We start from the raw sequence: 18,419 nt of genomic DNA, 5'->3' as shown, positions 1-18,419 counted from the left end.
TCTTTTTTCATTCATAGCAAGGGGAGGTGAAATCATGAGTAGTACAGTTTGGATACTCATCTCCATTTTGCTTGCAACAACAGTCGGTGCAGTTGTTGGCTTTTTTGTTCGAAAGTCTATTGCTGAAGCGAAGATTAATGGTGCGGCTAATGAAGCGAAACGTATTTTAGACGAAGCGAATCGTGAGGCTGAAGCACTTAAGAAAGAAGCGCTTTTAGAAGCAAAGGATGAAATTCATACACTTCGTACAGAAGCTGAATTAGAAATTCGTGACCGTAGAAGCGAATTACAAAAACAAGAAAATCGTTTAATGCAAAAAGAAGAGAACCTTGATCGTAAAGACGAAACGCTCGATAAACGCGAGCAGCAGTTAGAGAAGAAAGAGGAATCTCTTGTAGCGAGACAACAACAGATTGAAGAGTTGGAAAGCAAAGTGGGAGAGTTAGTTCAAAAGCAACAAACAGAATTAGAGCGCATTTCCAATCTGACACGCGAACAAGCGAAAGCAATTATTCTTGGTAAAGTAGAAAATGAAGTTTCTCATGAAATCGCTGTTATGGTAAAAGAAAGTGAAGTTCGCGCGAAAGAAGAAGCGGATAAGAAAGCAAAAGAGATTTTATCTCTTGCAATGCAAAGATGTGCAGCTGATCATGTTGCTGAAACAACCGTTTCGGTTGTAAATCTTCCAAATGACGAAATGAAGGGACGTATTATCGGGCGTGAAGGTCGTAATATTCGTACGTTAGAAACGTTAACGGGTATTGACTTAATTATCGATGATACACCAGAGGCGGTAATTCTTTCTGGATTCGATCCAATTCGTCGTGAAACAGCTCGTATCGCTCTTGATAAACTAGTACAGGACGGACGTATTCACCCAGCGCGTATTGAAGAGATGGTCGAAAAATCAAGACGTGAAGTGGACGAGTATATTCGCGAAGTCGGAGAGCAAACAACGTTTGAAGTGGGTGTTCACGGATTACACCCAGATTTAATTAAAATTTTAGGTCGTTTAAAATACCGTACAAGTTATGGACAAAACGTCTTAAAACACTCTATGGAAGTTGCATATTTAACTGGACTTATGGCAGCAGAGCTTGGTGAGGATGAAAAACTAGCAAGACGTGCTGGTCTATTACATGATATCGGAAAAGCGATTGACCATGAAGTAGAAGGTAGCCACGTTGAAATTGGTGTTGAACTCGCAACGAAATATAAAGAGCATCCTGTAGTTATAAACAGTATCGCATCTCACCATGGTGACACAGAACCAACTTCTATCATTGCAGTTTTAGTTGCAGCAGCAGATGCTTTATCAGCTGCAAGACCGGGAGCTCGTAGTGAAACGCTTGAAAACTACATTCGTCGTCTTGAAAAGTTAGAAGAGATTTCAGAGTCTTATGAAGGCGTTGAAAAATCATTTGCAATTCAAGCAGGACGTGAAGTTCGTATTTTGGTAAAACCAGATACAATCGATGACTTAGAAGCTCATCGTTTAGCTCGTGATATCCGAAAACGTATTGAAAATGAACTGGATTACCCAGGACATATTAAAGTAACTGTTATTCGTGAAACACGTGCAGTGGAATACGCAAAATAAAGTGGTGAAACACCACTTTATTTTTTTGTGTTGGAATTGGATAAAATAAAGACAGTTATTTAGCATAAAAGTGAAACAAACTTATAATAAACATATTATAAGGAATTTACTTGATGCTATAGCAATAAAAAATGCAGTACATAGAAAGGGTAAGACATATGAGAATATTATTTGTTGGGGATGTAGTAGGATCTCCTGGTAGAGGTATGATTCAACAGTACGTACCGGCATTAAAGAAAAAATATACACCTACAGTAACAATCATTAATGGAGAAAATGCAGCAGGTGGCCGTGGGATTACAGAAAAAATATATCGAAACTTTTTAGAGTGTGGGGCACAAGCAGTTACACTTGGAAACCATGCTTGGGATAATCGTGAAGTATTTGAATTCATCGATGATGCAAAATATCTTGCAAGACCAGCTAACTTCCCAGAAGGAACTCCAGGAAAAGGACTTATCTTTGTGAACTGTAATGGAACAGAAGTTGCAGTTATTAACTTACAGGGGCGTACTTTCCTTCCTCCGATTGATTGTCCATTCCGTAAAGTGGATGAATTAATTAATATTGCGAAAAAACGTACGAATATTATCTTTATTGATTTCCATGCGGAGACTACAAGTGAAAAACAAGCGCTAGGTTGGTATGTAGATGGACGTGCTACAGCAGTAGTAGGTACGCATACGCATGTCCCTACAGCGGATAACCGTATTTTACCAAGCGGAACGGCATATATTACAGATGTTGGGATGACAGGGCCATATGATGGAATTTTAGGTATGGACCGAGAAGCAGTATTGAAGAAGTTTTTAACGAACTTACCGGTACGATTTGAAGTAACAAGTGGTAGAACGCAATTAAGTGCAGTGTTAATTGATGTGGATCCAAATACAGGAAAAGCAAAGAAAATTGAGCGCATTTTAATTAATGACGATCAACCATTTTTTGAGTAAATTTCCGTTAAATTTTAGATAAGTTATTATATTTTAATTTTTTAGAAAAATTACGAAAATTTAGCAGGAATACGCGCCATTCCTCGTGAATATAAGTTAAAGTGAAATAATTGCTAATACTTTTTAAAGAAACGAGGAGGAAACGCGGAATGGAAATATTAAAAGTTAAAGCAACGTCGGTCCCTAATTCTGTAGCTGGTGCACTTGCAGGTGTTATTCGCGAACGCGGAACAGCAGAAATTCAAGCTATTGGTGCAGGTGCATTAAACCAAGCGGTAAAGGCAGTAGCAATTGCAAGAGGGTTTGTAGCGCCTAGTGGTTTGGACCTAATTTGTATCCCAGCGTTTACAGATATTATGATTGATGGCGAAGAGCGTACAGCAATAAAATTAATTGTAGAACCTCGTTAAGTTTAAACAACCTGTTTGCAGTATGCAAACAGGTTGTTTTTATAATGGAGGAATGAAAATGAAAATTTTTGATGCTCATTGTGATGTGCTCTTTCAGTTATGGAGTGCAAAGGGAAAAAAGAATTTTAAAAACGATCCGCAATTACATATTACATTTCAACAGTTAAAGGAAAGACAAGGAAGTATACAATGTTTTGCAATATATGTGCCAGAAACAGTGACGTATGAAAAACGATTTGAAGCGGCATTACAAATGATAGATATTTTTTATAATGAAATTCTATCGCTACCAGGTGTGAGATTTATCCGAACGAAAGAGGATATAAATAGATTAAAACAAGACGAGGTTGGCGCGCTATTAACGTTAGAAGGGTGCGAAGCAATTGGCAAAGAAGCGATGAAATTACGTTTGTTTTATCGGTTAGGTGTACGTTCTTTCGGATTAACATGGAACTATGCGAATTTGTTAGCTGATGGGGCGCTAGAGACGCGTGGAGCAGGTTTAACTACTGTTGGTAGACAAGTTGTACAAGAGTTGAATACTTTGCAATTATGGACGGATCTATCACATTTAAATGAGAGAAGTTTTTGGGATGTGATAGAAATTGCAAATAACCCAATTGCATCCCACTCAAATTGTTATAAACTGTGTGAGCATCCACGCAATTTAAATGACGAACAAATTAAAGCGCTTATACAGAGAAATAGCATAATCGGTGTTACTTTTGTACCGCAGTTTCTAACAAGTGAAAGACAAGCAAATATAACAGATATAGTAAAACATATCGAATATATTTGCTCGCTAGGTGGAGAAAACAATATAGGGTTTGGTTCAGATTTTGATGGGATTGTAGATACGGTTGTCAATGTATCTGCCTACCGAGATTATGAAAATGTCATGAATGAGCTTTATAAATACTATGCTGCATCTACTGTAGAAAGATTTTTATATGATAATTTTGTTGAACATATGAGTTTTTAAGTTTTTGGTTTAAAATTCAGAATAATTAAAATTAATTCATTTGATTTTATTGCTTTTTTTAAGACCTAATACTAGAATGAAAAACAAAATAGCTTTATACTAAAGATTCAGGGAAATCAGAAGAGGCATAATTTGCGTCCGTTGTAGTTTATTTGCATAAAAAATGCTAAACTATTACTGTAAAAAAATACACTACAATGAATGCAGCCAAAAGGGGTGTAGGAGATGATTAGTCAACTTTCATGGAAAGTTGGAGGCCAACAAGGTGAAGGAATTGAAAGTACAGGAGAAATCTTCTGTATTGCATTAAACCGATTAGGATATTACCTATACGGTTACCGCCACTTCTCATCACGTATAAAAGGCGGCCATACAAATAATAAAATTCGTGTAAGTACAACAGAAGTACGAGCGATCTCAGATGATTTAGATATTTTAATTGCTTTTGACCAAGAAACAATTGATTTTAACTTCCACGAACTACGTCCAGGTGGAATTGTAGTTGCGGATGCGAAATTTAATCCAACAATACCTGATAATACAGATGTAAATCTATATGTGATACCGTTTACAGATATTGCTTCAGAATTAGGCACATCATTAATGAAAAACATGGTTGCTGTTGGAGCATCAAGTGCAGTATTAGGATTAGACGAAACAGCTTATTTAGATGTTGTTGAAGAAATCTTTGGTCGTAAAGGAGAGCAAGTCGTTCAAAAGAATATGGACGCAATTAAACGCGGCTCTCAATATATGAAAGAATTACTAGGTGAGAAAGTAAACATGATGCAGCTTGAAAAAGCTGATGGTAAAAAACGCATGTTTATGATTGGAAACGACGCAATCGCATTTGGTGCGGTAGCTGGTGGTGCTCGTTTTATGTCAGCATACCCAATCACACCTGCATCAGAAATTATGGAATACTTAATTAAAAAATTACCGAAAGTCGGCGGAACAGTAATCCAAACTGAGGATGAAATCGCAGCTTGTACAATGGCAATCGGTGCAAACTATGCTGGTGTTCGTACATTAACTGCATCTGCTGGTCCTGGTCTTTCATTAATGATGGAAGCAATCGGTTTAGCAGGTATTACAGAAACTCCATTAGTAATTGTTGATACACAACGTGGTGGTCCAAGTACGGGATTACCAACGAAACAAGAACAGTCTGACTTAATGGCGATGATTTACGGTACGCATGGTGAAATTCCAAAAATCGTAATGGCGCCAAGTACAGTTGAAGAAGCTTTCTATGACATTGTAGAAGCATTTAACTTATCTGAAGAATATCAAGTTCCTGTTATTTTCTTAACAGATTTACAGCTTTCGTTAGGAAAACAAACAGTAGAACCACTTAAATTAGATAAAGTGGAAATTCGTCGTGGTAAGCTTGATTTAGAAGCGGAATTACCAGAACGTGAAAATAAAGCATACTTCAAGCGTTATGAAGTAACTGAAGACGGCGTTTCACCGCGTGTTTTACCTGGTATGAAAAATGGTGTTCACCATGTTACAGGTGTAGAACATGATGAAACTGGAAAACCATCGGAATCAGCAATAAACCGTAAAGATCAAATGGACAAACGTTTCCGTAAAATGGAAAACTTGAAGTTTAATACCCCTGTTTATAAAAATGTTAAGCATGAAGAAGCAGACGTATTGCTTGTTGGATTTAACTCAACTCGTGGTGCGATCGAAGAGGCAATGACGCGTTTAGAACAAGAGGGTATGAAAGTAAACCATGCTCATGTACGTTTAATTCACCCGTTCCCAACAGCTGAAATCGATCCACTTGTGAAAAAGGCGAAGCGTGTTGTAGTAGTAGAAAACAATGCAACAGGTCAGCTTGCTAACATTATGAAAATGAATCTTGGTAATGGTGAGAAAATTTCTAGTCTTTTAAAATATGATGGAAACCCATTCTTGCCGAAAGAGATTTACAACGAATGCAAAAAAGGGGTTGTATTAAATGGCAACATTTAAGGACTTTCGTAACAGTGTAAAGCCAAACTGGTGCCCAGGTTGCGGAGACTTCTCAGTGCAAGCTGCAATTCAACGTGCGGCAGCTAACGTTGGTTTAAATCCAGATGAACTTGCTGTTATTTCTGGTATTGGCTGTTCAGGCCGTATTTCAGGTTATATTAATTCATATGGTGTGCATAGTATTCATGGTCGTGCCCTTCCGATTGCACAAGGTGTAAAAATGGCAAATCGTGATTTAACAGTCATCGCTTCAGGTGGTGATGGTGATGGATTTGCGATTGGTATGGGACATACAATCCATTCTATTCGTCGTAATATCGATATTACGTACATCGTAATGGATAACCAAATTTACGGGTTAACAAAAGGGCAAACTTCACCACGTAGTGAAGCTGGATTTAAAACGAAAAGCACACCGCAAGGTTCAATTGAACCATCACTAAATGTAATGGAAATGGCTTTAACAGCTGGTGCGACATTTGTGGCGCAAAGCTTTTCGAGTGATTTAAAAGAATTAACACAAATTATTGAAGCTGGTATTAACCATAAAGGATTTTCATTAATTAACGTATTTAGCCCATGTGTTACTTACAATAAAGTAAATACCTACGATTGGTTTAAAGAGAATTTAACGAAACTAAGCACAGTAGAGGGATATGATCCATCTAATCGCATGATGGCTATGCAAACTTTAATGGAAAATAACGGTTTAGTAACAGGTTTAATTTATCAAAATACTAAGCAACCATCATATCAAGAACTTGTTAAAGGCTATAGTGAAGAGCCTTTAGTGAAATCTGATTTAAATATGGATCAGAAAATGTTTGATGAGCTTGTTGCTGAATTTATGTAATATAAGAAGAGGAGGTTGCCATGTGGCAACCTTTTTTTATTAGAAAAATATAGGGTAGTCTTATTTACTTAGAAAATTCAGAATGGTAAAATAATATATAAATCGTTGTATGAAAATGGCAAGTTCATTGCTTATGAAATGTAAGATAATAAAGGGCCTCTGTATTGTTAAAATTGGCGAAACAGGTCATACTATGGTAATGTTTATAGGGATAAAGCAATATGCTTTTGGGTAGGACAACAAGAAATAATAAAAAGGGAATGTCTATTTGCGTGGGGAAGACTTCATTCTTATGAATGATTAGATTGATTACTCAAGTTTCAAAGGACAAGTTATCTCTCAAGCTATCTAACCATTTTTGAGGTGAGTCTAGGCGCATTAAAATGGACTATAGAGTGTGTATAGTTAAGGGTGAAAGGAGATTACCGATGAACGAGCAACAACGATTAGCAAGTCAACAAGCAAATTCCTCTACGAAAAAAGAAGAGAAAGATTATAGTAAATACTTTGAAAGTGTATATCAACCACCTTCCTTAAAGGATGCGAAAAAGCGAGGGAAAGAAGAAGTTAAAATTGAACGGGATTTTGGCTTACCTGAAGAGTTTCGCAATTTTGGTACAGGAAGAAAGTTCTATATTCGTACATATGGTTGTCAAATGAATGAGCATGATACGGAAGTAATGGCAGGTATTTTCACAACGCTTGGATATGAACCAACTTTTTCGACTGAGGATGCAGATGTAGTTTTATTAAATACTTGTGCAATTCGTGAAAATGCTGAAAATAAAGTGTTTGGTGAACTAGGCCATTTAAAGTCACTAAAGCGAAGAAATCCGGACCTTTTAATTGGTGTATGTGGTTGTATGTCTCAAGAAGAATCTGTTGTAAATAAAATTATGCAAAAAAATCAGCATGTAGATATGGTATTTGGAACGCATAATATTCATAGATTACCGTACATTCTAAAAGATGCGATGTTCTCGAAAGAGACGGTAGTTGAAGTATGGTCAAAGGAAGGCGACGTAATTGAAAACCTTCCGAAAGTACGTCGTGGTGATATTAAAGCTTGGGTAAATATTATGTATGGCTGTGATAAGTTCTGTACGTATTGTATTGTACCGTATACGCGCGGAAAAGAGCGGAGCAGACGTCCAGAAGATATTATCCAAGAGATTCGTCATTTAGCTGCGAATGGTTATAAAGAAATTACATTACTTGGACAGAACGTAAATGCATATGGTAAAGACTTTGAAGATGTAGAATACGGTCTTGGTGATTTAATGGACGAACTTCGTAAAGTTGATATTGCCCGTATTCGTTTTACAACGAGCCATCCACGTGATTTCGATGATCACTTAATTGAAGTGCTTGGCAAAGGTGGCAACTTAGTAGAACATATCCATTTACCAGTTCAATCTGGAAGTACAGATATGCTGAAAATTATGGCGCGTAAATATTCACGTGAGCATTATTTAGAACTTGTAAGAAAAATTAAAGAAGCAATTCCAGATGCAGTATTAACAACAGATATTATCGTTGGTTTCCCAAATGAAACAGATGAGCAATTTGAAGAAACGATGTCGTTATATCGTGAAGTAGGATTTGATACTGCCTTTACATTTATTTATTCTCCTCGCGAAGGTACACCAGCTGCAAAAATGAAAGATAATGTACCTATGGAAGTGAAGAAAGAACGTCTTCAACGCTTAAATACACTAGTAAATACGTTGGCAATTGAAAAGAATAGTCGTTACAAAGGTCAAATTGTAGAAGTGTTAGTTGATGGGGAAAGTAAAAATAATCCGGAAGTACTTGCAGGTTATACTCGCACGAATAAACTTGTAAACTTCGTCGCTTCAAAATCTTTAATTGGTCAGCTTGTGAAAGTAAAAGTAACGGAAGCAAAAACTTGGTCTCTTAACGGGGAATTAGTTGAAGAGCCGATTGAGGTGAAATAATAGATGAAAGTATATTCGAAAGATGACATTGTTGAACAAGCAAAAGAATTAGCAAAAATGATTTCTGAAACAGAAGAAGTTGATTTTTTTAAGAAAGCAGAGGCGCAAATTCATAAAAATGAAAATGTAAAGCGCGCAATCGATGAAATTAAAGCACTGCAAAAACAAGCAGTAAACTTGCAGCATTACGGGAAGTGGGAAGCTTTAAAAAAGGTAGAAGCTGAAATTGATGCATTGCAAGATAAGTTAGACAGTATTCCAGTCGTACAAGAATTTAAATCTTCACAAACATATGTAAATGACTTATTACAGTTAGTTGCTAGTACAATTTCTAACAACGTAACAGATGAAATATTAATTTCAACTGGTGGCGATGTACTTAAGGGTGAAACTGGCGCAGCGGTAGAAAGTAAAAAAGGAAATTGTGGTTGTTAAAGAGATGTCATATTGACATCTCTTTTTTTTAGTTGATTAAACGTAAGTTCTTCTCAAAAAAAGAATGACACATTCCGCTATTGTCACGCATATGATTAAGTGAATAGTGATTGAGGAGGGTTACGAATGTCCGAATTTAGAGAGATTATTACAAAAGCAGTGGTTGGAAAAGGACGTAAGTATACAAAGTCAACGCATACATGTGAATCGAATAATGAACCAACAAGTATTTTAGGGTGCTGGGTAATTAACCACTCGTACGAAGCAAGAAAGAATGGGAAGCATGTGGAAATTGAAGGTTTCTATGATGTGAACACTTGGTATTCATTTGATGGAAATACAAAGACTGAAGTTGTAACAGAACGCGTGAACTACACGGACGAAGTAAGCATTGGTTATCGTGATAAAAACTTTTCTGGTGACGATTTAGAAATTATTGCTCGTGTTATTCAGCCACCAAATTGTTTAGAAGCGCTTGTATCACCAAACGGTAATAAAATTGTTGTAACTGTAGAACGTGAATTTGTAACAGAAGTAGTTGGAGAAACGAAAATTTGTGTAAGTGTAAATCCTGAAGGCTGCGTAGAATCAGATGATGATTTCCAAATTGCTGATGATGAATTTGAAGAATTAGATCCGAACTTTATCGTTGATGCAGAAGAAGAGTAATAGAAAGCTAGGGAGAAGTTCTTCCTAGCTTTTTACTTTACATAAGTGGCGCTGAATGAACATGATTCTTTATGAAATATGTTATAATGAAGATAGACTCCTGAAATAGGAGATATGGATGTCCGTGAAATGTGACATATATGAAAATTGATTACTATGTAAGAATTATGGAGGAAAAGTATGACGCAATATACCCCTATGATACAGCAATATTTAAAGGTTAAGGCAGACTATCAAGATGCCTTTTTATTTTTCCGATTAGGCGATTTTTATGAAATGTTCTTTGAAGATGCCGTTAAAGCAGCTCATGAACTTGAGATTACATTAACGAGCCGAGATGGTGGCAGTAGTGATCGTATACCGATGTGCGGTGTACCGCATCATGCAGCTAAAAACTATATTGAACAACTTGTTGAAAAAGGATATAAAGTTGCTGTTTGTGAGCAAGTGGAAGATCCAAAAACAGCTAAAGGTGTAGTGCGCCGTGAAGTAGTACAACTAATTACGCCAGGAACGATGATGGAAGGGCGTACAATTGATGAGAAAGAAAACAACTTCTTAGCCGCATTAACACATTTTGAAGATGGATCATATGCTTTAGCTTGTAATGATTTAACGACTGGACAAAATACAGTAACGTTATTGACTGGTTCAGTAGAAGATATTTTATTGGAAGTGTATGCAACTGGTTCGAAAGAAATTGTTGTAGATTCTTCATTTTCTAAAGATGAATTAAATAAATTAACTGAAACGTTAAAAATGACAATTTCATATGAAGATGCAACGGCAATTCCTGAAGGATTAGAACATCTTGTGAAAAATGTTTCGCAAGCAAAGTTAATTAAAGCAATTGGACGCTTATTTAACTATGTGATAAGAACGCAAAAACGTTCATTAGATCATTTACAACCTGTAGAAATTTATTATACGAATCAATTTATGAAAATTGATGTGCATTCAAAGCGAAATTTAGAGCTGACGGAAACACTTCGAACGAAAGAAAAAACAGGATCATTATTATGGCTATTGGATAAAACAAAAACAGCTATGGGTGGTCGTATGTTAAAACAGTGGATGGAACGTCCACTTATTCAGAAAGAAAAAGTTGAAGAGCGTTTAGAAATGGTTGAAACATTTGTAAATGATTACTTCTTACGTGAAGATTTAAAAGAAAAATTAAAAGAAGTATATGATTTAGAACGTTTAGCAGGAAAAGTTGCATTTGGTAATGTCAATGCACGGGACTTATTACAGTTAAGACGATCTTTACTTCAAGTACCAGCTATTTTAGAAGCGATTAGTTTGTTAGATAATGCTTATGCAGCAAGGTTAATTCAAGGCGCAGATCCATGTGAGAGCTTAACTGAATTACTAGGAAGAAGTATTCAAGAAAACCCACCGCTTTCTATTAAAGATGGAGATATTATTAAAGACGGTTATAATGACAAGCTTGATCAATATCGTTACGTTAGTAAAAACGGAAAAACGTGGATCGCTGAGCTTGAAAAACGAGAGCGTGATATTACAGGAGTTAAATCGTTAAAAATCGGGTACAACCGTATTTTCGGCTACTACATTGAAGTGACGAAGGCGAATCTTGCAGCACTTCCAGAAGGCCGCTACGAACGAAAACAAACGCTTGCTAATGCTGAACGTTTCATTACAGATGAACTGAAAGAAAAAGAAACGTTAATTTTAGAAGCAGAAGAAAAAATTGTACAACTAGAATACGATTTATTTACAGCGCTTCGTGAAGAAGTAAAAGTATTTATTCCGAAATTACAACATTTAGCAAAAGTAATTAGTGAATTAGACGTACTGCAAAGTTTTGCGACAGTTAGTGAAGAAGAACAGTTTGTAAAACCTGTACTAACAACGAAGCGTGAAATCTTTATTAAAGATGGTCGTCATCCTGTCGTTGAAAAAGTATTGAACGGGAAATTGTATGTACCGAATGATTGTATTATGCCAGAGAAGATGGATGTCTTTTTAATTACAGGACCGAACATGTCTGGTAAAAGTACGTATATGAGACAGTTAGCACTTGTAACGGTTATGTCACAAATTGGTTGTTTCGTACCAGCGACAGAAGCAGTATTACCTGTATTTGACCAAATCTTTACGAGAATTGGTGCAGCAGATGATTTGATTTCAGGTCAAAGTACATTTATGGTCGAAATGTTAGAAGCGAAAAATGCAATTGCAAACGCATCAGAAAGAAGTTTAATTTTATTTGATGAAATTGGACGAGGTACATCTACGTATGATGGCATGGCACTTGCACAGGCAATCATTGAACATATTCATGACCAAATTGGGGCAAAAACGTTATTTTCTACACATTATCATGAATTGACTGTGTTAGAAGAGAGTTTAGATCAACTGAAAAATGTACACGTTTCAGCAATTGAAGAGAATGGTAAAGTAGTATTCCTTCATAAAATTCAAGATGGAGCAGCAGATAAAAGTTACGGAATCCACGTTGCGCAACTTGCAGAGCTTCCAGATAGCTTAATTGCCCGTGCGAAAGAAGTGTTAGCACAACTAGAAGGACAAGAAGAAATTATTATTCCAAAGCGTGTAGAAGTGAAAGTGCAGGAGCAAGAAGTTATTCCAGAACCTGTAGTTGTAAAAGAAGAGCCAGTAGAAGTACTAGAGGCGAAAGTAGAGACTGAGGAAGAATCACAACTATCTTTCTTTGGAGGAGAACAGTCTTCGAAGAAACAAGACAAGCTTGCGTTAGATCAAAAAGAAACAGCAGTACTGGCGCAAATTAAAAAAATTGATTTACTTGATATGACGCCTTTAGAAGCGATGAACGAACTGTATCGCTTACAGAAAAAGTTAAAGAAAGGATGAGTAAGTAGATGGGGAAAATTCGCAAACTCGATGACCAACTCTCTAACTTAATTGCGGCAGGAGAAGTAGTAGAGCGTCCTGCTTCAGTCGTAAAAGAACTTGTGGAAAATTCTATCGATGCGAATAGTACATCTATTGAAATCCACTTAGAAGAAGCTGGTTTATCGAAAATTCGCATCATTGATAATGGAGATGGCATTGCAGAAGAAGATTGCATCGTAGCTTTTGAACGACATGCGACAAGTAAAATTAAAGATGAAAACGATCTGTTTCGCATCAGAACACTCGGTTTCCGTGGTGAGGCATTGCCGAGTATCGCCTCAGTTAGTGAATTAGAATTAATCACTAGCACAGGTGATGCACCTGGTACACACCTTATTATTAAAGGTGGAGACATTATAAAGCAAGAGAAAACCGCGAGCCGAAAAGGAACAGATATTACAGTACAAAACTTATTCTTTAATACACCAGCGCGTCTTAAATATATGAAAACCATTCATACAGAGCTTGGTAATATTACAGATATTGTGTATCGTATTGCAATGTCACATCCAGAAGTATCGTTAAAGCTGTTTCATAATGAAAAGAAATTGCTTCATACGTCAGGTAATGGTGATGTAAGACAAGTACTTGCATCGATTTACAGCATTCAAGTTGCGAAGAAACTTGTTCCGATTGAAGCTGAATCTTTAGATTTCACAATTACAGGCTATGTAACATTACCAGAAGTAACGAGAGCATCTCGAAATTATATGTCAACAATCGTAAATGGCCGTTACGTTCGAAACTTTGTATTAATGAAAGCAATTCAGCAAGGATATCATACATTACTGCCAGTCGGACGATATCCAATCGGATTTTTATCGATTGAAATGGATCCAATGCTTGTTGACGTTAACGTACATCCTGCAAAATTAGAAGTTCGTTTTAGTAAAGAACAAGAATTGCTAAAGCTTATCGAAGAAACATTGCAAGCTGCATTTAAAAAAATACAGCTCATTCCAGATGCAGGCGTAACAACGAAGAAAAAAGAAAAAGACGAGAGTGTGCAAGAACAGTTCCAGTTTGAGCATGCGAAGCCGAAAGAACCATCCATGCCGGACATTGTTTTACCAACTGGCATGGATGAAAAACAAGAAGAACCGCTGCCTGTGAAACAGCCAGCACAACTGTGGCAACCGCCGAAACAAGAATGGCAACCACCACAGTCGCTCGTAAGAGAAGAACAAAGTTGGCAGCCATCTACTAGACCGATAATGGAAGAACCAATTCGAGAAGAAAAATCGTGGGACAGTAATGAAGAGGACTTTGAATTAGAGGAATTGGAAGAAGAAGTTCAGGAAATAAAAGAGATTGAAATGAACGGTAATGACTTACCGCCACTTTATCCAATTGGACAAATGCATGGAACATATATTTTCGCTCAAAATGATAAAGGCTTATATATGATTGACCAACATGCCGCGCAGGAACGTATTAATTATGAATACTTCCGTGATAAAGTAGGAAGGGTAGCGCAAGAAGTACAAGAACTGCTTGTACCGTACCGTATCGATTTATCTCTTACTGAATTTTTACGTGTTGAAGAGCAACTAGAAGAACTGAAAAAAGTCGGTCTATTCTTGGAGCAATTTGGCCATCAATCCTTTATCGTCCGCTCACATCCAACGTGGTTCCCGAAAGGACAAGAAACAGAAATTATCGATGAAATGATGGAGCAAGTTGTTAAACTAAAAAAAGTTGATATTAAAAAATTACGTGAAGAAGCAGCCATCATGATGAGCTGTAAAGCATCGATTAAAGCGAATCAATATTTAACGAACGATCAAATATTTGCTTTACTGGAAGAACTACGTACAACAACAAACCCGTATACATGCCCGCACGGAAGACCGATTCTTGTGCATCATTCTACTTATGAGTTGGAGAAGATGTTTAAGAGGGTTATGTAGAGTGAATAAACTACATTTCAAAAGGGGGCAACATTTACTGTTGCTCCCTTTTAATATGTAGATTTAATTGTTAAACGAGAATATGGTGAAGTAATTTTGCAGTTTATTTCTTGGCTGCGTTAGCTTATATTTATCTATGTATAAAAAAGCGCTGTATACAGCACTTTTTAAAAGGTGCATGAATAGTATAATGAAGATTTTTACATTATTAAAGACATAACTATGCATGGCCTAATATTGATTCTTATTTGGTTAATTGTCATAAGGATCTATACGATTATTTATTTTTATTATTATTAATTTTTTCAGTGTATAGAACTTGCTCTTTGTAGTGTTTCTTAATTGGAAAGTTATGTGTACCTGTGCCGTTCTTGAATTTTTTATCAATGGGGTTCTTTAGAGGAACTGTTGTGGTTTCAGTAAATTCATATGGGTAATTTATTTTAGATTTATCTTCAAACATGAAAATGCCTCCTTTTAGGATTTCCTAAATTCTTTACTATAACATGATATGCATATAGATTTTTTTGGACTAGTTATTTATATAGGTTAATGGAATTTAATTACATAACCACTGAAGCCTTTTAAAGGAAAATAATTTGAGAAAGAAATGGTATGAATAGCCGTTGGCTCCTATTGTTATTTTTTTGTTTGACAGCGCAGTGAATAATGCATATAAATTCAATATAGATTGTTTTTATAATATGGTTTATATGAGATTTTCTTGATAATATAATGTGGAATATTATAGTATTATTAGGTTATTAGGAACATTTAATGCTGTTTCATAACTGAAAGGGAATTGAAAAAAAACTGAAACTTTTCTCATAAAAATTCAATCTAACTTGAAAAATGAAAGGAAAATGAAATTTTCCAAAAGATATTCTTTGTTAAGATAAAAAGCATACATACAAAAAGTATTGGTATATCTTAAAAATGTATTTTCAAGATATAGTGGGGGAAAAGATGAGATTAGAAAAACAATTAATAAAAAAGATGTATTATGAAACATTCCTAATGGAGAATGAAACAAAACCAACTCTTGACGTACTTGGACAAGCTTATGTAAACGATGAAAAAAATGAGATTTCTGATGGGTCTTATATTCGTTTTGCACAAGGTGAATTTTATTATCGTCATCAAGATTTTGAAGCAGCTATTTTTAAATGGGAGAAGGTTAGTAATGAATTAGCACCATGGGCACAAAAAAATATTGCGGATGCTTATTTCGAACTTAATCAATTATCATATGCTGAAAATATTTATACTTCTATTACTACTGATAATAAAATATTGATGATTGAAATTAGACTACAATTACTTTCTCTTTACATTGAGCAAAATAATTTTGACTCAGCTTTCGGTGTTATTAAAGAAGCAGTTTCTTTAAATCCTGATTATCCGAATGTCACAAAAATTGCCCGTTCCTTTTATGAGGAACAGCAAGATTTTGATAGTGCAGTAGAGCTTGCTGTGAATGAGTTAATTCGAATAGAATCGTATCCGTGGTTTGAGGTATTAAAAGGATATATTGATAAAGGGTTTACTAAACATATTTCACCAGATTATTTTTATAATGCATTAGCTACATTAAATAATGTAGATCAAGTACAGTTTACGCAAATGGTTTCATCACTTTGGAACAGTTATAAAGATGAACAAAATTATTTATTATGGCTTAATACAATAAATGAATTTTTCTTACATATTGAAATACATTCGTCCGATATATGGAACAAAGTTTCTGCTTTTTACGAAGAAACTTACTTTGCATTAATTCAAGGTCAATATACGCTTAGACAATTAAACGATATCATACCCAATCTGTTAGCAAATTGGTTAAAAGTAGTTAATCCATCTTATGCTGTATTTCCATCTGCAGCTGTATTGGCATGGGATGAGATTTTCCCTTCCAAAATAGATTCAGCAAATATAGAGCATGCGGAAAACTTACTGTCACATTCTATTAATCATGTAAATGGCTTAGAGTACAGCTTACACCTTTTTGAATCTATTACAGAGTGGGCACAAAAGCACAATATAGAAATAGGTCACCGATTTAAATGGTTAGTTGACGAACTCGCAGATTTAAGAACAAATCGTATTTTAGTAACGGGAACTTCAGGAAATGGAAAAACTACATTTATTAACTCTATATTAGGAGAAAACATATTAGAAAAATCAATTTCAAATGTAGTAGTTTTAAAAAATGATGCTCATATAGAAATAAACGCTATAACAGACTCAGCAATTACAACAACGGAAGATGTCTCTGATTACCATAATATGATGTCTCAGCACCATCAAACATATAGAGATAGAGCGTGTGTTGAATTTAAATTACCATGCAGATTTTTAAATGAAAATAAACTTACATTTGTAGTGACACCTGGCTTTAATAGGAATAACGACACTAGAGATGAGATATTCGAATATTTAAATTCTGTAGACGAATTACTGTTCGTATTGAATGCGGATTCACCTTTTACTGACAAAGAACGTGACATTCTATTAAGTATTCAAGAACATACGCCAAATTTACAAATTCATTTCTTATTAAATAAAATCGATAACATTTACAGTGAAGCAGAAGTGAAAAGGGTATTACATGATACGGCAACGAGAATAAACACATATTTCCCGCATGCGAGAATTTTCCCTTATTCCTCGTTATATACAAGTAGTAAACAATTAAATGATTTAACTGAGTTTATTCATTTTAACTTTAATCATAAAAATATCGATGCAGAACGTACTGAAAAGTTATTATTTTTCATTCGAAAAACAATTACATATCTTTTGGATAAACGTGTTGAGAAAGAAAATAATCTAGTAGATGCTATTAATTGGAATGAAGATATGCTAGTGAAACTAAACGGTAGCATTAATAACCTTACTGCATTTGAGAGGGAAAAAATTCATTTCATTACACAATCATATCGTTCAATGAAGACTGAAATTACAAATGATCTTACTGAAAATATTCCGAAGATATTAAAGAGCTGTTCTAATTTAATTAGTGAAGAAAGTGATTTCGGGCACATGGATACGGAACTAAATAAAGCAATGAATGAAAAAGTGCATAAATATTTAGAACAAACTGTATTACCTAATCTCGCTCTTTCTATGCAAAATTGGATTGCAACTTCTAATAATGAGCTTCTTCAAAGTCAAACGTATTTAGAAGAACTTAGTGAAGGGCTTAATTCACTATTTGGAGAAAATAGAATACAGTTAGAATGTGATTTTAAAGTGCTTGATGACTGGCGCAGAGATACTGACAGGATGACGACTAGAATACAAATGGATGAAGTAAATATTTTACGTCGATTTACGCCAGCACAATTTTTGTTGAAAAGTGCCGGTAAATTATTTGGAGTTCTTCCTAAAAATAAATCTATACTATATAACAAATACAAACAGTATGTAGAAAATGAAGATTATACTGAAGTAACGGCTTCTATTATGAAGAAATTTTTCTTGCAATTTGAGCTGTTTGAAAACACACAAGAGCGAGATATTAATATATTCTTTAGGAATCCATTTAACTCCTTAAAGCAAGCTGTAGAAAACACGCATTTAGAAATACAAGAAAAACAAGAGATATTACATAAGATGAAATCAAATCCTGAAATCTATCATGATTCTATCATGCTCTTTGAATTGAGATTGCGTCAATGTGAAGTAATTTTAAATATAGGTGATGATAATACCTATACGGATGTAGCTTTAGAAACAAGCGTAGAATAAAAGTAAACACATCAG

At 35.2% G+C, this 18,419-nt stretch carries 13 protein-coding genes; 12 read left to right on the top strand and 1 reads right to left on the bottom strand.

What is annotated here, in order from left to right:
* Positions 1-34 precede the first annotated feature (34 nt).
* From rny to mutL, 11 genes are all read left to right on the top strand, one after another.
* Positions 35-1,600, top strand: coding sequence for a ribonuclease Y (gene rny / locus CN409_RS13750; RefSeq protein ID WP_000099770.1), 1,566 nt, complete (start codon positions 35-37; stop codon positions 1,598-1,600).
* Positions 1,601-1,758: 158 nt separating this feature from the next.
* Entirely contained in the window at positions 1,759-2,553 is a 795-nt protein-coding gene (locus tag CN409_RS13745) for a TIGR00282 family metallophosphoesterase (RefSeq protein ID WP_001221092.1), read from the top strand.
* 149 nt (positions 2,554-2,702) lie between these two features.
* A complete protein-coding gene (gene spoVS / locus CN409_RS13740; RefSeq protein ID WP_000404341.1) occupies positions 2,703-2,963 on the top strand; it encodes a stage V sporulation protein SpoVS in 261 nt (86 codons plus the stop codon).
* A gap of 22 nt (positions 2,964-2,985) precedes the next feature.
* Complete coding sequence (locus CN409_RS13735; protein ID WP_003309838.1) at positions 2,986-3,945, top strand: dipeptidase; 960 nt, start codon at positions 2,986-2,988, stop codon at positions 3,943-3,945.
* Positions 3,946-4,170: 225 nt separating this feature from the next.
* Complete coding sequence (locus CN409_RS13730) at positions 4,171-5,928, top strand: 2-oxoacid:acceptor oxidoreductase subunit alpha (protein WP_000625417.1); 1,758 nt, start codon at positions 4,171-4,173, stop codon at positions 5,926-5,928.
* The gene (locus CN409_RS13725; RefSeq protein WP_000190155.1) at positions 5,915-6,781 is read left to right on the top strand and encodes a 2-oxoacid:ferredoxin oxidoreductase subunit beta; all 867 of its coding nucleotides are present in this window, start codon (positions 5,915-5,917) and stop codon (positions 6,779-6,781) included. Before CN409_RS13730 ends, CN409_RS13725 begins: the two co-directional genes overlap by 14 nt.
* A gap of 428 nt (positions 6,782-7,209) precedes the next feature.
* A complete protein-coding gene (gene miaB, locus CN409_RS13720; protein ID WP_001005392.1) occupies positions 7,210-8,739 on the top strand; it encodes a tRNA (N6-isopentenyl adenosine(37)-C2)-methylthiotransferase MiaB in 1,530 nt (509 codons plus the stop codon).
* Between the two features lie 3 nt (positions 8,740-8,742).
* Positions 8,743-9,174 (top strand): YlbF/YmcA family competence regulator, encoded by a 432-nt coding sequence (locus CN409_RS13715; RefSeq protein WP_000870460.1) that lies wholly within the window; start codon positions 8,743-8,745, stop codon positions 9,172-9,174.
* 126 nt (positions 9,175-9,300) lie between these two features.
* Positions 9,301-9,843 (top strand): outer spore coat protein CotE, encoded by a 543-nt coding sequence (cotE, locus tag CN409_RS13710; RefSeq protein ID WP_001288799.1) that lies wholly within the window; start codon positions 9,301-9,303, stop codon positions 9,841-9,843.
* A gap of 180 nt (positions 9,844-10,023) precedes the next feature.
* Positions 10,024-12,702, top strand: coding sequence for a DNA mismatch repair protein MutS (gene mutS / locus CN409_RS13705; protein ID WP_000195990.1), 2,679 nt, complete (start codon positions 10,024-10,026; stop codon positions 12,700-12,702).
* Positions 12,703-12,710: 8 nt separating this feature from the next.
* Positions 12,711-14,654, top strand: a complete 1,944-nt coding sequence (gene mutL, locus CN409_RS13700; RefSeq protein WP_000516486.1) for a DNA mismatch repair endonuclease MutL — start codon at positions 12,711-12,713, stop codon at positions 14,652-14,654.
* A 277-nt stretch (positions 14,655-14,931) separates the two neighbouring features.
* Here the strand turns inward: mutL and CN409_RS13695 are convergent, their stop codons facing one another.
* Positions 14,932-15,117, bottom strand: a complete 186-nt coding sequence (locus tag CN409_RS13695; RefSeq protein ID WP_000461138.1) for a hypothetical protein — start codon at positions 15,115-15,117, stop codon at positions 14,932-14,934.
* A gap of 503 nt (positions 15,118-15,620) precedes the next feature.
* On the opposite strand from CN409_RS13695, the gene CN409_RS13690 reads away from it, so the two are divergent.
* Positions 15,621-18,404 (top strand): dynamin family protein, encoded by a 2,784-nt coding sequence (locus CN409_RS13690; RefSeq protein ID WP_001235297.1) that lies wholly within the window; start codon positions 15,621-15,623, stop codon positions 18,402-18,404.
* Positions 18,405-18,419 lie beyond the last annotated feature (15 nt).

The organism is Bacillus sp. AFS012607, from assembly GCF_002558005.1.
GTDB classification, from domain to species: domain Bacteria; phylum Bacillota; class Bacilli; order Bacillales; family Bacillaceae_G; genus Bacillus_A; species Bacillus_A thuringiensis_S.
Note: the sequence above shows the minus strand (reverse complement) of the source record. Positions and strands in the feature narration are given on the sequence as shown.

Coding starts and splice junctions, on each gene's coding strand:
- rny (WP_000099770.1), top strand. CDS start 35: ATGAGTAGTACAGTTTGGATACTCATCTCCATTTTGCTTGCAACAACA.
- CN409_RS13745 (WP_001221092.1), top strand. CDS start 1,759: ATGAGAATATTATTTGTTGGGGATGTAGTAGGATCTCCTGGTAGAGGT.
- spoVS (WP_000404341.1), top strand. CDS start 2,703: ATGGAAATATTAAAAGTTAAAGCAACGTCGGTCCCTAATTCTGTAGCT.
- CN409_RS13735 (WP_003309838.1), top strand. CDS start 2,986: ATGCAAACAGGTTGTTTTTATAATGGAGGAATGAAAATGAAAATTTTT.
- CN409_RS13730 (WP_000625417.1), top strand. CDS start 4,171: ATGATTAGTCAACTTTCATGGAAAGTTGGAGGCCAACAAGGTGAAGGA.
- CN409_RS13725 (WP_000190155.1), top strand. CDS start 5,915: ATGGCAACATTTAAGGACTTTCGTAACAGTGTAAAGCCAAACTGGTGC.
- miaB (WP_001005392.1), top strand. CDS start 7,210: ATGAACGAGCAACAACGATTAGCAAGTCAACAAGCAAATTCCTCTACG.
- CN409_RS13715 (WP_000870460.1), top strand. CDS start 8,743: ATGAAAGTATATTCGAAAGATGACATTGTTGAACAAGCAAAAGAATTA.
- cotE (WP_001288799.1), top strand. CDS start 9,301: ATGTCCGAATTTAGAGAGATTATTACAAAAGCAGTGGTTGGAAAAGGA.
- mutS (WP_000195990.1), top strand. CDS start 10,024: ATGACGCAATATACCCCTATGATACAGCAATATTTAAAGGTTAAGGCA.
- mutL (WP_000516486.1), top strand. CDS start 12,711: ATGGGGAAAATTCGCAAACTCGATGACCAACTCTCTAACTTAATTGCG.
- CN409_RS13695 (WP_000461138.1), bottom strand. CDS start 15,117: ATGTTTGAAGATAAATCTAAAATAAATTACCCATATGAATTTACTGAA.
- CN409_RS13690 (WP_001235297.1), top strand. CDS start 15,621: ATGAGATTAGAAAAACAATTAATAAAAAAGATGTATTATGAAACATTC.